The following is a 12,909-nucleotide window of genomic DNA, read 5'->3' on the forward strand; positions in this document are numbered from 1 at the left end:
GTTCTGTGAATTCATGAGCCCTGCCCGTTCATGATCGAATGCCCCAGTGCCGCCGACAGGGGCCAGTGGCTTCGTGGGTTGGCCGGCCCAGGCGCGTACACGCCGACCTTGCTGGTCGACAGTCCGAGGCCCACCACCGCCTGGGCCAGCGCGACGGCCGCTGCGACGCCGTCGACCGCGGGCACTCCGACGTGTGTGGAGATGGCAGCGGTCACCCCGGCCATGCCCGCGCAGCCGAGGCAGATGACGTCGGCGCCGTCTTCGGCGACGGCGCGCGCCGCCTCGGCCACGATGGCGCGGACCGCGCCTGCCGGGTCCGCGTCCACCTCGGCGGTGCCCAGACCGCAGGCCCGGACGGACGCACAGTGCGCGTCCAGACCGGCCAGCAGCAGCCGGTCCTCGATCGGCGCGATCGACCTGGCCAGCGTCGTCACCACGGAGAAGCGGCGCCCGATCAGGTGGGCGACATGGGCGGCGCACTCGGCGATGTCGAACACGGGAACGGTCAGCATCTCGGCGAGCGCGTCGCGGCCGTGCTCGCCGAATCCCGCGAGGACCACGGCGTCGAAGTCGAACTCCCCCGCCTCCTGCAGGGTCGCGACGAGATCCATCACCGCGACCGCCGACAGGTAGCTCTCCGCTGCGGAGTCGATGGCGGTGGCCCCGAATGGTGCACTCCGACAGATGATCTCGGTACCAGGGTGGGCCGCTGCGGTGGCCGCTGAGGCGATCTCACCGGCCATCGACACCGACGTGTTGGGGTTGAGGACGAGCAGTCTCACGCCGTCACCCCCGCAGCCTCGTAGACCGGCCTGCCCTCCACCCACGTCCCGAGGACACGGCCACGCAGGACCATGCCGTCGTACGGAGTCAGAGGGTGCCGGTGCCGCAGATGTGCCGCGACCACGGGTTCGGTGGCGTCGGGGTCGAAAGCGCACAGGTCGGCGCGGGCTCCTGCGGCGATGCTGCCACGGTCGGTCCAGCCCGCCAGCCGCGCGGGCCGCTCCGACATCCATCGGCTCAACTCGGCCAGCCCGACACCGCGTTGCGCGGCTTGGGTCCAGACGGCGCGGGGGCTCACCTGAAGCGAGCTGATACCCCCGAACGCGGCGCCGAAATCGCCGGACCCCTTGAGTGCCGGCGCGCACGGCGAGTGATCCGAGACCACCATGTCGAGGGTTCCGCCGGCCAGCGCGGCCCACAGCGCATCACGGTCGTCACTGCGGCGGATCGGCGGGCAGACCGCGAACTGTGTTCCCCCCGCGGGAATCTGGTCGGCGGCGAACGTCAGGTAATGCGGACATGTCTCAGCGGTCACGGTGACACCGGCCGCTTTGGCGGCGGCAAGGACCTCGACAGTCTCAGCGCTCGACACGTGCACGATGTGGATACGCGCTCCGGTGTCGCGCGCCACCGCGACAGCCAGCTCGACGGCGCCGACCTCGGCAGCCGCCGGACGGGATGCCAGGAACGACATGTAGGACGGGCCCGATGGGGGTGCGCTCCCGGCCACGACGTCGTGATCCTCCGCGTGCACCAGCAACACCGATCCCAGGTCGGCGATCTCGCGGGCGGCGGCCGCGAACTCCTCCGGTGTGAGACGGCCGAAATGCGGGTTGCCGGAGTCGGCGAGGAAACACTTGAACCCGCGCACTCCCGCGTCGGCCAGCGGCCGCAACGCGCCGACGTTCTCGGGCACCACTCCGGCCCAGTACCCGACGGCGACGTGACATCGGCCCTGTGCCACCGCCCTTTTCGCGCCCAATGCGGCGACGGTCGTGGTGACCGGCAGCGAATCCAGCGGCATGTCGACCAGCGTCGTGATGCCGGCGCGCGCGGCGGCCTCGGTCGCGCTCGCGAACCCTTCCCAGTCGGGCCCGGGTTCGCTGACGTGGACATGGGTGTCGACGAATCCCGGTAGCAGCACCGCACCCCGCGCGACGGAGATCTCGGCGCGGGTGTCGTAGGCGGCATCGCGGACACCGACGTCGACGACGAAACCGCGCGCCACAGCCACCGATGCCGGCCGGATCTCGCCATCGATCAGCGCCCGATCGGCCCGCAGAACCAGGTCGATCACCGCGGGAACCGCTCGTCGAAGTGCCGTGTCATCTCCGGCCACACGTGCGGATCATGGCCGGGGATCAGCGGATACTCCTTCTCCTGGGCCAGTCTCTTGAGCCGCCGGATGGGTTCCACCGTGTCGGCGGGGTCGACGTCGATGAAGCCGCCGACCGGCAACTCGCCCTCGATGTTCTCCATGAGGTCGGCCGCGTCGAACGCGAAGACGTAGCCGGCGGGTCTCCCTGCCTCGCAGACGGTCTCGTCGAGTTCGACGACGAAGCTCTGATGCCCCGGGGTGTGCCCGTAGGTGGGGATCGCGGTGACACCGGGGGCGATGTCGGCCTCGCCGTCGGCGAGTTGCCAGTCGATCGTCGGGTCGTCGAAGTCGACCCGGAAGATCGCGTGCCGTTCGGGCTCCGGATGATTGGCCAGGCCGTACTCCACCTCGCGCCGCTGGGCGTGCACCGGCACCTTGCCGGCGAACAGTTTCAGCCCGCCGGCATGATCGGTGTGCAGGTGCGACACGGCCACCACCCGGATGTCGTCGACGTCGATTCCGATGCCGGACAACGACTCCTCGATCGGCTCCCCCGGCCCGGGCAGGATGGGCTGGTACTCGACACTCGGGTAATAACGGCGCCGCAGGTGCGGGTCGCGGATCAGCGCCGTGTTGAACCCGGTGTCGAGCAGAACCCAGCCGCCGTCGGTCTGCAGCAGCACCCCGGGAACCGGCTCCCGCAGACGGATGTCCGACGGTGCGCCGTGGACCGACACCGACTTCGGCAGGTCCTCCCACCCCAGGGTGAGCAGGACGATCCGGCGTACGCCGCTGCGCCGTGTCAGCGTCGCCATCAGCCCACCGACAGTGCCGCCAGGCGCAGCGAGTTCGGGTTCGTCACGACGTGGGCCGCTTCGACGCCCTTGAGCCACGGCTGAGCCACCATGAAGTCGTTGACGTCCGCGACGTTGAGCCAGCAGCCCGTCTTCACGGCTTCCTCACCGGCGGTGGAGAAGTCGGCGTCCGATCCGGTGGGCAGGCCCTTGGCCAGCGCATCGGTGATTCCCGGGGAGGAGCAGCCGAAGAAGTTCAGACCGCCGTCGGCATCCCAGGAGATGTGGCCCCAGGTGTAGGGCGACGGTGCGTCGGGCCACCCGAGGTAGGTCATGATCTCCGGCCCCGCCTGCCCGTCGCCACCGATCCACCCGTAGATCTCCGAGGTCGGGTACGCCTGCACCTTCGCCGTGAGACCGGCTGCGGCCAGCTGGGTTTGGAGCAGATTGCTGATCAGCTGGTTGTCTGGGTTGGACGAGTCGTAGCCGATGGTGACGGCCTTCTGGTCGGCGGGCAGGGACGCGGCGATGCCGGACAGCACCGACGGGTCGTGGGTCACCGATTGCTTGGCGTACTGCGCCTCCATGACGTTCGGCGGGTAGATCTGCTCGGCCTTCTTTCCGCGACCGAAATAGGTCTGCTTGACCAGCTCGTCGACGTCGACGGCTTGCATCACGGCGTTGCGGTTCTTCGCGTCGGCCATCATCCCCTTCTTGGGATTGATGTAGACGAAGTTCGACATCATGGTCGGCAGCGAGTAGTTGGCGAACGCCTTGTTGTCGAGGTAGGACTGCACCGCCGACGAGGGCAGGTCGTGCAGGATCGCGGCGAGCTGACCGTTGTTGAACTGCAGCTGCTGCGCCGAGACGTCGGTGATCACCGGCATCTCGACCTTCTCGAAATACGGCTTCGTGCCCCAGTAGTCCGCGAACGCGGTCAGCTCGTACTTCGAGCCGACCTCGGCGGCGGTCAGCGTGTACGGACCGGTGCCCAGATCGTGAGAGGTCAGGTAGCCCTGCGCGTTGTCGGCGCCCCCGTTCTTCTGCAGCCCAACGGGGCTGAGCATCCTCGGACCGTACGGACAGGCCAGGTAGTCGAGGAACGCCGAGTTGGGCGCCTTGAGCGTGACGGTGACGTCGTAGTCGCCCTGGGTGGTGACCGACTCGATGTCGGAGACCATGTACGCCGGCCCCTGGTTGACCGCGGCCCGCCGGTCGAAGGAGGCCTTCACCGCCGCGGAGGTGAACGGTGTTCCGTCGTGGAACTTCACGCCCTCGCGCAGTTTGAAGGTGTAGACCCGGTTGTCGGGTGAGGCCGTCCACTCGGTGGCCAGCAGCGGCTCGAGTTCGGGCTTCTCAGTACCGGCCTTGTACTGCAGCAGACCTTCGTAGGTGTTCGTGGTCAGCAGCAGGCCCTGGCCCGCGTAGTAGATGTCAGGGTCCGGCGGCTGGCCGATGTCCTGCAGGAACGACAGGTGCAACACCTTGTCGGTGGGCGCCGCATTGGGCGTGCTGCTGCCGGAATCCGATCCGCCGCAGGCACTCACTGTCAGGACGAGCGCAGCCAGCGCGGCGCCGAACCTCAGACGTCGGCTCATCGTGCCGCTCCTTCCAAAATGTTTGTCGCTGCACCGATTTCGGCGAACGCGTCGAGGATCTCCTCGGTGGTGCGCATCGCACCGGTCTGCAGGTACTCCATCGCATCGAGCGCCGCGTCGTGGCGGTACTGCGTCGAGCCGCCGACGCAGTCGGTCACCACGCGGACGTAGAAGTCACGCTGGTGGGCGTCGGCGAACGTGTAGTGCACGCAAACGTCGGTGAGGCCGCCGATGAGGATCAGCGTGTCGGCCTTGAGTCCGGAGAGCACGATCTCGAACTCCGTGCCGATGAAGCCGGAGTAGCGCCGCTTGACGATGTGGAATTCGTGGTTCGGTCCGTCGAGGTCGGGCAGCAGGGCGGGGTGCAGCGGAGTGCCTGGGCGGCCGTCCACGCAGTGCTCGCCTTCCACGCCGTCGAGTTCCCGGCCGAAGTCGATGCCGCTGGGCCGGTGCACCTCCTGGAAGAACACGATCGGGATGCCGGCCGCGCGGGCGGCGTCGATCATGCGTTGGGCGCGGGCGACGCGGTCGTCGAAGCCGGGCATGTGTTCGATGCCCACCTCGTCGGCGGGCATCCCGCCGGCCTCCTGCATGTCGACGACGACGAGCACTGGATTGCCCACGATCAGTGGCTGTTTCGGCACCTATCCTCCTGTGACTGCGATGCGGGGGTCTGCGGCGGCCTGGAGTAGGTCCACGGCCGTGTTGATGACGACATAAAGGGCGCCGAGCATGAGCGTGACGCCGGCGATGGCGGGAAAGTCTGCGACGGGGATGCTCTGCGCGATGTACTGACCGATCCCCGGCCAGCCGAACACCTGCTCGACCACGAGGACGCCGGAGAACATCAGGCCGACCTGCAATCCCGTCATGGACAGTGCGGCGCCGACGCAGTTGCGCAGGACGTGGCGGGCCATGATCTGGGTCTCCGACAGGCCTTTCGCGCGGGCAGTCCTGGCGTAGTCGCTGTCGATGTCGTCGATCAGGCTGCTGCGCAGCACCCGTCCGATCGCCACGGCGGGGCCGAGTGCGATGACGACAGCCGGCAGCAGAAGGTGATGCAGCGCGTCGGCCACGACGTCGAATCTGCCGTGCAGAAGTCCGTCGACTGTGAAGAGACCGGTCGGTCCGTCCGGGACGTCGGCCAGCGCGGTGCGGCCGTTGGCAGGCACCCATCCGAGCGTCTTGTAGAACACGAGCAGGCCGAGGATGCCGAGCAGGAACATCGGCGCCGACGAGCTGGTGAACAGGACGGCGCGCAACACCTGGGCGCCAGGCCATTTCAGTGTGGTGCTGAATGCGAGCAGGGCGGCGAGCACCAGCGCGATCGCCAGACCGTACATCGCCAGTTCCAGCGTGGCGGGGAAGAACGTGCCGAGATCGGAGAGCACGGGGTGCCTGGTTCGATACGACGTGCCGAGGTCGCCGGTCGCGGCCCCGGTCAGATAGTGCCAGAACTGCACGAGCACAGGGTCATTGAGGCCCAGCGCCTCCCGGCGCGCCGCGACGGCCTCACCGGAGGCCTGCGCCCCCATCTGTGCCTTGACCGGATCCAGCGGCGAGATGTGCTGGAGTACGAACAACACCCCGGTCAGCGCGATCAGGATCGCGAGCATCGCAGCGACCCGCGTCATCACGAACGTCTTCACGCGCGGTCCTTCATCAGGTTGCGCAGGCAGTCGCCTGCGATGTTCCCCACGAGAGCCAGGACCAGCACGGCGAGGCCAGGCATCACCGGGATCCACCACTGCTGCAGGAAGTAGCTGAGGTTGCGCGCGGAGTCGGCGCCCAGTTCGGGGGCCGGCGCGGCCTGACCGAGCCCGAGGAAGGACAGCGCCGCCAGGGTCAGTATCAGCGTGCCGATGTCCAGGCTCGCGGCGACCAGACTGTTGGGCAGCGCGCCGGGCAGGAGGTGCCGGATGGCCAGCCGAATCGGACTGACGCCGGCCAGTTTTGCGGCCTCCACGTGGGGGCGGGCCGCCAGGCGTGCCACTTCTCCGCGGACGAGCCGGGCATAGAACGGCCACCACACGATCGACACCGCGATCAGGGTGTGGACGAATCCCGGTCCGAGCGCGGCGACCACGGCGATCGCCAGCACCGGCGCGGGCAGCGAGAGGAACGCGTCGGTGATGCGCATGAGCACGGAGTCGAGCCAGCCCCCTGCTGCTCCGGCGATCAGACCGATCAGCCCGCCGATGAGCAACCCGACGGCGACGACGACCAGAGCGGCGAACCAGCTGGAGCGCGCCCCGAAGAGCACCCGCGACAGAATGTCGCGGCCGATGCTGTCGGTGCCGAGGAGGAACCCGTTGGTGCCCGGCGGCTGGAGCGGCATGCTGACCGGTAGCAGGGGGTCATACGGCGCGAGCACCGGCACTGCGATCGCCACCGCCGTCACGACGAAGATCGAGGCGAATCCGATCCAGTTCAGCAGTGGCAGCGTCGACGTGGGCATCCGAACCAGACGCAGGGGACGCCGCGACCGGACCGGCGCCATCGGGACCGCCAACGCCATCAGTCGGCCCGCCGTTCGATGCATGCGACGCGGTGTGCGCTGCCGGGGCGGCCCTCGAGCCGGACGTCGAGGCCGGGGTCGGCACACGCGTCGATGGAGATCGGGCAGCGCGGATGGAATGCGCAACCGTCCGGCGGCGCCAGCGGACTCGCGGGTTCCCCTGGCAACGCACGCAATTCGCGACCGAGATCGGGAATGGAGGCGACCAGCGCCTGCGTGTAGGGATGTGCGGGACGGCTGATCACCTCGTCGGCGTAGCCGACTTCGACGATGCGGCCCAGGTACATCACCGCAATGCGATCGGCGACGACGCGCGCCACCGCCAGGTCGTGGGTGACGAACAGGACCGACATGTTCAGGGAGCGACGCAGATCGGCGATCAGGTTCAGCACCGACGCGGCCAGGGACACGTCCAGCGCGCTGGTCGGCTCATCGCACAGCAGCACCGACGGCGGAATCACGGTGGCACGCGCCAGCGCGACCCGCTGCCGCTGCCCGCCCGAGAGTTGGCCGGCCCGCGCAGTGGCGATGTCGGCCGGCAGCCCGACGCGTTCGAGAACCTCGGTCACCGCGGCACGGCGTTGGGCGCGTGTGCCCTTCTTGATCCGCTCGCCGATGATCTCGCCGACCGACAACCAGGGCGTCAGCGATGCGCCCGCGTCCTGGAACACCATCTGCGGGCGTTGACCGCTCGGGAGCTGCACTGTGCCCGAGGTGGCCTTCTCCAGACCCGCGATCACCCGCAGCAGCGTCGATTTACCGGAGCCGCTCTCCCCCACCAGCGCCACGGATTCCCCGTGCGCGACACGCAGCGAAACTCCGCGCAGCGCCTGGAGTTTGCCGGCACCGGTGGTGCGGTCGAGCCACCGGCGCGCCACCGTGAACGTCTTCGTCACGTCGCGCAGGTCGACGGCCGACGGTGCGTCATCGGCCGTGACGGCCTCCGTTCGGGCGGGATCAGCGACGGACTCGACGGGCGTCCGATAGTGCTCGGCGACCTCCGCGGGGGTGCGCACGCAGGCGCTCACCCGTCCCGGAGCGACCGCAATCGGCTCCGGCGGGGCCTGCTCGCACTCCGGCGCGGCGAGGGCACACCGGGGAACGAACGCGCACCCCGGCAGCGGATCCACCGCGCTGGGCACCGAGCCTGCCAGGGCAGCCAGCCGGCGGTCCCGCGCGGTCTGCAACGTCAACCGGGAGCCGAGGAGGCCAGCGGTGTAGGGATGCGCGGGACTGTCGAGAACCTGTGCGGTAGGACCGATCTCGGCGATGCGTCCGGCGTAGAGCACCGCGATGCGGTCGGCGATCTGCGCGGCGACGCCGAGATCGTGGGTGATCAGCACGATGCTGCAACCGATCTCGTCGCGCAGCCGCTGCAGCAAGGCCAGCACCTGAGCCTGCACGGTGACGTCGAGGGCGGTGGTGGGTTCGTCGGCGATCACCAGCTCGGGATCGCCGGCGATCGCGATCGCGATCATCACGCGCTGGCGCAGACCTCCCGACAACTGGTGCGGGAAGGCCCGCATGCGGGACTTCGGGTCGGGGATGCCGACGGCGGTGAGCAGCCGCAGCGCCTCCTCGGGGCTCCCCGCCACCTCTTCGACCTGCTTGCCGATGCGCATCGTCGGGTTCAGCGACGTCATCGGATCCTGGAACACCGCACCCAGGTCGAGCCGACGCACCTTGCGCAGGTTCTTCGAATCGAATCCGGGCATTCCCGGCAGCATGTCGGAATCGGCCACCCGGACCCGGCCGCGGACTCGCGCACCGTCGGCGAGCAACCCCAGCATGCTGAAGCCGAGAACGCTCTTGCCCGAACCTGATTCACCCACCAGCCCGACGATCTCGCCCGGCGCGATCGCCAGCGACACACCCCGCAGGGCATGCACGTCGCGCCCCCTGCGGGTGAACGTGACGTGCAGGTCGGCGACCGTGGCCACGGGAGATCCGGAGGCAGGCGCCTCCGAGCCTGCTGCCGCGTCGGCAACGGTGGATGCGGTAGTGCCCACGCGGATGCTCCTGGAGTCTCGGGCTATGAGTCTGGGTGCGGCGGCAGCTCGTCGATGCGCAGCTCGCCTGTCGATCGACAGTTTTCTCGGACTGGACGCCCCGTGGGTGTCGCTGGCGTAACCAATTGACGGCCGAGGTAACCGATTGATGTCCCGTGTTTCTATCGCGTGACAGATATGAGCGGAGGCACCTAATCGGACCGATCATGGGCCACGATGAAGCCATGCCGCTGACCCGCGCCGGACGACCCCGGCTGCAGGCCCAGCGCCGTCCCGGTGTCACCGCTCGCGATGAAATCCTCGACGCCGCAGGGGAACTGTTCACCACGCAGGGCTATGCCGGGACCTCGACGCGCCACATCGCCGAATCCGTCGGCATCCGGCAGGCGTCGCTGTACCACTACTTCAAGACAAAAGACGACATCCTGTGCGCCCTGCTGAGCCAGACCGTCTCCCCCACCCTGTCGATCATCCCTGTCCTGCGTGAGGCCGACCCGGCGATGAGTCAGGCCCAGCAACTACACGCGCTGGCCGTCTTCGACGGCAGACAGCTGCTCAGCGGCCGGTGGAATCTCGGCGCCCTCTATCTGCTTCCCGAACTCCGCGACGCCCGACTGGAACCCTTCTACTCCGAACGCGAGCGGCTGCGCCGGCACTACCTGGAGCTGAGCTCCGCCATCCTGGAAGACACGGGGGTCGATCCGGCGGCGGCCGACCTCCCGTTTCGCCTGGTCGAATCCCTGGTGAACATGTGGTCCACCCCCGAGGGGGTGGCGCGCCAACGGCTGCCCGGCCATGTCGCCGATGCGTGTCTGAGGGTCCTGGGCATTGCCGACCCGACCGCCCTGCACGCCCGCACCCGAGAGGCGCTGACCGCCGCCGGCCCGTGACGATTCTCACGCGCTGGTATGCGCATGGATGAATACGGGGCATGCTCGATGTTGAACTGCTCGGCCCGCGGGACGGGCCGGTTCACGCAGTGAAGACGACACGATGACAACACGACAAGAGGACGAGACTTTGACCACCGTTTCCGCGTATGCAGCAACATCGGCCACCGAGCCGCTCACCAAGACCACGATCACCCGCCGCGAGGTCGGACCGCACGATGTCGCCTTCGACATCCACTTCGCCGGCATCTGCCACTCCGACATCCACACGGTCAAGGGCGAGTGGGGCAAGCCGAATTACCCGGTGGTCCCGGGCCACGAGATCGCCGGCGTGGTGACCGAGGTCGGCTCCGAGGTCACCACGTACAAGGTCGGCGACCACGTCGGCGTCGGCTGCTTCGTCGACTCCTGTCGCGAGTGCGAGAACTGCAAGGACGGCCTCCAGCAGTACTGCACCGGCACCGGCATGGTCGGCACCTACAACGCCGTCGGCCGCGACGGTGAGCCCACCCAGGGCGGCTACAGCGGCGCGATCGTCGTCGACGAGAGCTATGTCCTGCGCATCCCGGACTCCATCCCGCTGGACAAGGCAGCACCCCTGCTCTGCGCGGGCATCACGCTCTACTCCCCGCTGCGCCACTGGGGCGCCGGGCCCGGCAAGAACGTCGCGGTCATCGGACTGGGCGGCCTGGGCCACATGGGCGTCAAGCTCGCCAAGGCGATGGGCGCGCACGTCGTCGTGCTCAGCCAGTCACTGAAGAAGATGGAAGACGGTCTTCGCCTCGGCGCCGACGAGTACTACGCCACGAGCGACACCGACACCTTCGGCAAGCTGGCCGGCCAGTTCGACCTGATCCTCAACACTGTGTCGGCGAATCTCGACCTGGGCGCGTATCTGAGCCTGCTCAAGCGTGACGGCACCCTCGTCGAACTCGGTATGCCGGAGCACGCGATGGAGGTGCCTCCCTTCCCGCTCGCCGGCATGCGCCGCAGCCTCGCCGGCTCCATGATCGGCGGCATCCCAGAGACCCAGGAGATGCTCGACTTCTGCGCCGAACACGACGTCACGCCGGAGATCGAGGTCATCGACCCCGAGTACGTCAACGAGGCCTACGAGCGCGTCCTGGCCAGCGATGTGCGCTACCGGTTCGTGATCGACACCTCGACCCTGAGGTAGTTCTCGAGTCCGGCCGCTCGTCGAGGTACTCCTCGGCGAGCGGCCGTTCTGTGTGGTCACCATCGCCGACCTGTGAGCTTCCTGGACGCCGTGTTAACACTGCATTTCTCCGGTTGTCGCGTGGTCTATACAGTGCGACGCTCTGTCCGGTCCGTCTGCGTGCGGGCCTTTCTCGCACTGGTTCTACCCCTCAGGAGACGCGATGGCCACCGAATCCGCAGCCGAATCCGCGCAAGCAGCCACCGCTGCACCCGCTGGACTGAAGAAAGGCGCGATCGGCATGGTCGCGGTGATCTTCATGGCGGTCGCCAACGCCGCGCCGATCACGGCGATGACCGGAAACGTGCCGATCGCCGTCGGATTCGGCAACGGCCTCGGCGCACCGGCGGGGTTCCTGTTCGCCACGATCGCCCTGACGTTGTTCGCACTCGGATATGTGGCGATGGCCAAACACATCACCACCACCGGCGCGTTCTACGGCTTCATCTCGCACGGCCTCGGGCAGGTGTGGGGAATGGCCAGTGGATTCCTGGCCACCTTCGCTTACGTGGTGTTCGAGGGGTCTCTGATCGGTGGCTGCGCCTACTTCGCAAATGACGCCGTCAATACCATTGCCGGAGTTGATATTCCGTGGCTCGTCTTCGCGATCGCTGCGATCGTGGTCATCGGGGTGCTCTGCCACTTCCACATCAGCCTGACCGCGGCCATCCTCGGTGTCACGCTGGTCTCCGAAGTCCTGATCCTGCTCGCGTTGGCGTTCACGGTGATCGCCAAGGGCGGCGGGCCCGACGGCTTCATGCTGGATCAGACCGTGCTTCTCAACAACGCGTTCGAGAGCCTGCCCGAAGGCGCATTCGGCACCGCCGCGGCCGCCGGCTCGATGGCGATCGGCTTGTTCTTCGCGTTCTGGTCCTGGGTCGGCTTCGAGACCACCGCCGTCTACGGCGAGGAATCGCGCAACCCGAAGAAGATCATTCCGCGCGCCACACTGATCGCGGTGATCGGCCTGGGCCTGTTCTACACGTTCATCTCCTCCATGGTGCTGGCCGGCAACGGCGCGAAGACCTCGGTCGAGGCATCGATCAGCTCCTCGCCACTCGACCTGTTCTTCAACCTGGTGCAGGCCAACCTCGGCGGTGTCCTGCTCGACGTCTACAAGATCCTGCTGGTGATCGGCTCGTTCGCGTGTGCGCTGGCTTTCCACAACGCGGCGTCGCGCTACCTGTTCGCCCTCGGCCGCGAGATCCCGGTGAGTGCGGTCAAGTCGACGCTCGGCACTGCACACCCCAAGCACGGCTCGCCCTATATCTCCTCAGCAGTGCAGGCCGTGATCACCCTCGTCATCGTGGTGCTGTTCGCGGTCTTCACCGCCGTACAGGTACCCGATGCCAGCGGAGTACCCGTCGATACGCCGAGCCTGGTGCCCTACACCAACATCTACGGCATCCTCGCGTTGATCGGCACGGCAGCGATCCTGCTGGTGCAGGCCATCTGCTCGATAGCGGTCATCTGGTACTTCTGGGTGCGAAAAGTCCACTCCGGCAACGTGATCACCACCCTGCTGTGCCCCCTGCTCGGCGGCGTGGCGATGGCGTACGTGGTGTGGCTGCTGTGGGACAACCGGGCGTTCGCGGCCGGGTACGCCGCCAACTCACTGGTCTTCAAGAGTGCCCCCTATCTGATCCTGGCGGTGTTCGTGATCGGCATCGCCTACGCGCTGTGGTTGCGCAGCGCGCGACCGGGCACCTACGCCGAGATCGGGCGCACCGTGATGGAAGACGCCCACGAACGCAGCTAGGAACGCCCGGGGCGACGCGTCGAT

At 68.0% G+C, this 12,909-nt stretch carries 11 protein-coding genes; 3 read left to right on the forward strand and 8 right to left on the reverse strand.

Annotation, left to right across the window (positions count from 1 at the left end):
* Window positions 1-11: 11 nt before the first annotated feature.
* The 8 genes from ACZYYX_RS23430 to ACZYYX_RS23465 are packed head-to-tail and all read right to left on the reverse strand — an operon-like array spanning window position 12 to window position 9,020.
* Window positions 12-782, reverse strand: a complete 771-nt coding sequence (locus ACZYYX_RS23430; protein WP_463817005.1) for an aspartate/glutamate racemase family protein — start codon at window positions 780-782, stop codon at window positions 12-14.
* The gene (gene allB, locus ACZYYX_RS23435; protein WP_463817006.1) at window positions 779-2,122 is read right to left on the reverse strand and encodes an allantoinase AllB; all 1,344 of its coding nucleotides are present in this window, start codon (window positions 2,120-2,122) and stop codon (window positions 779-781) included. The genes ACZYYX_RS23430 and allB overlap by 4 nt, the downstream gene beginning before the upstream one ends.
* Complete coding sequence (locus ACZYYX_RS23440) at window positions 2,077-2,916, reverse strand: N-acyl homoserine lactonase family protein (RefSeq protein ID WP_463817007.1); 840 nt, start codon at window positions 2,914-2,916, stop codon at window positions 2,077-2,079. The genes allB and ACZYYX_RS23440 overlap by 46 nt, the downstream gene beginning before the upstream one ends.
* Window positions 2,916-4,493, reverse strand: coding sequence for an ABC transporter substrate-binding protein (locus tag ACZYYX_RS23445; RefSeq protein ID WP_463817008.1), 1,578 nt, complete (start codon window positions 4,491-4,493; stop codon window positions 2,916-2,918). Before ACZYYX_RS23445 ends, ACZYYX_RS23440 begins: the two co-directional genes overlap by 1 nt.
* Entirely contained in the window at window positions 4,490-5,137 is a 648-nt protein-coding gene (locus ACZYYX_RS23450) for a cysteine hydrolase family protein (RefSeq protein WP_463817009.1), read from the reverse strand. The genes ACZYYX_RS23445 and ACZYYX_RS23450 overlap by 4 nt, the downstream gene beginning before the upstream one ends.
* A complete protein-coding gene (locus ACZYYX_RS23455; protein WP_463817011.1) occupies window positions 5,138-6,142 on the reverse strand; it encodes an ABC transporter permease in 1,005 nt (334 codons plus the stop codon).
* The gene (locus ACZYYX_RS23460) at window positions 6,139-7,011 is read right to left on the reverse strand and encodes an ABC transporter permease (protein WP_463817209.1); all 873 of its coding nucleotides are present in this window, start codon (window positions 7,009-7,011) and stop codon (window positions 6,139-6,141) included. Before ACZYYX_RS23460 ends, ACZYYX_RS23455 begins: the two co-directional genes overlap by 4 nt.
* On the reverse strand, window positions 7,011-9,020 hold the full coding sequence (locus ACZYYX_RS23465; RefSeq protein ID WP_463817012.1) for a dipeptide ABC transporter ATP-binding protein: 2,010 nt from the start codon (window positions 9,018-9,020) through the stop codon (window positions 7,011-7,013). Before ACZYYX_RS23465 ends, ACZYYX_RS23460 begins: the two co-directional genes overlap by 1 nt.
* A 224-nt stretch (window positions 9,021-9,244) precedes the next feature.
* Here ACZYYX_RS23465 and ACZYYX_RS23470 point away from each other — a divergent pair, with 224 nt between their 5' ends.
* The 3 genes from ACZYYX_RS23470 (at window position 9,245) to ACZYYX_RS23480 (ending at window position 12,885) form a co-directional block, all read left to right on the forward strand.
* Entirely contained in the window at window positions 9,245-9,910 is a 666-nt protein-coding gene (locus tag ACZYYX_RS23470) for a TetR/AcrR family transcriptional regulator (protein ID WP_463817013.1), read from the forward strand.
* A 130-nt stretch (window positions 9,911-10,040) separates the two neighbouring features.
* Window positions 10,041-11,087, forward strand: a complete 1,047-nt coding sequence (locus ACZYYX_RS23475) for an NAD(P)-dependent alcohol dehydrogenase (protein WP_463817211.1) — start codon at window positions 10,041-10,043, stop codon at window positions 11,085-11,087.
* A gap of 202 nt (window positions 11,088-11,289) precedes the next feature.
* Entirely contained in the window at window positions 11,290-12,885 is a 1,596-nt protein-coding gene (locus tag ACZYYX_RS23480) for an APC family permease (RefSeq protein WP_463817014.1), read from the forward strand.
* The last annotated feature ends 24 nt before the right edge of the window (window positions 12,886-12,909 follow it).

The sequence above is a fragment of the Mycobacterium sp. IDUB_1 genome, from assembly GCF_055419625.1.

Excerpts from the sequence above, each read along its gene's own strand:
- ACZYYX_RS23440 (WP_463817007.1), bottom strand. The coding sequence starts at position 2,916 with ATGGCGACGCTGACACGGCGCAGCGGCGTACGCCGGATCGTCCTGCTC.
- ACZYYX_RS23445 (WP_463817008.1), bottom strand. The coding sequence starts at position 4,493 with ATGAGCCGACGTCTGAGGTTCGGCGCCGCGCTGGCTGCGCTCGTCCTG.
- ACZYYX_RS23460 (WP_463817209.1), bottom strand. The coding sequence starts at position 7,011 with ATGGCGTTGGCGGTCCCGATGGCGCCGGTCCGGTCGCGGCGTCCCCTG.
- ACZYYX_RS23470 (WP_463817013.1), top strand. The coding sequence starts at position 9,245 with ATGCCGCTGACCCGCGCCGGACGACCCCGGCTGCAGGCCCAGCGCCGT.
- ACZYYX_RS23480 (WP_463817014.1), top strand. The coding sequence starts at position 11,290 with ATGGCCACCGAATCCGCAGCCGAATCCGCGCAAGCAGCCACCGCTGCA.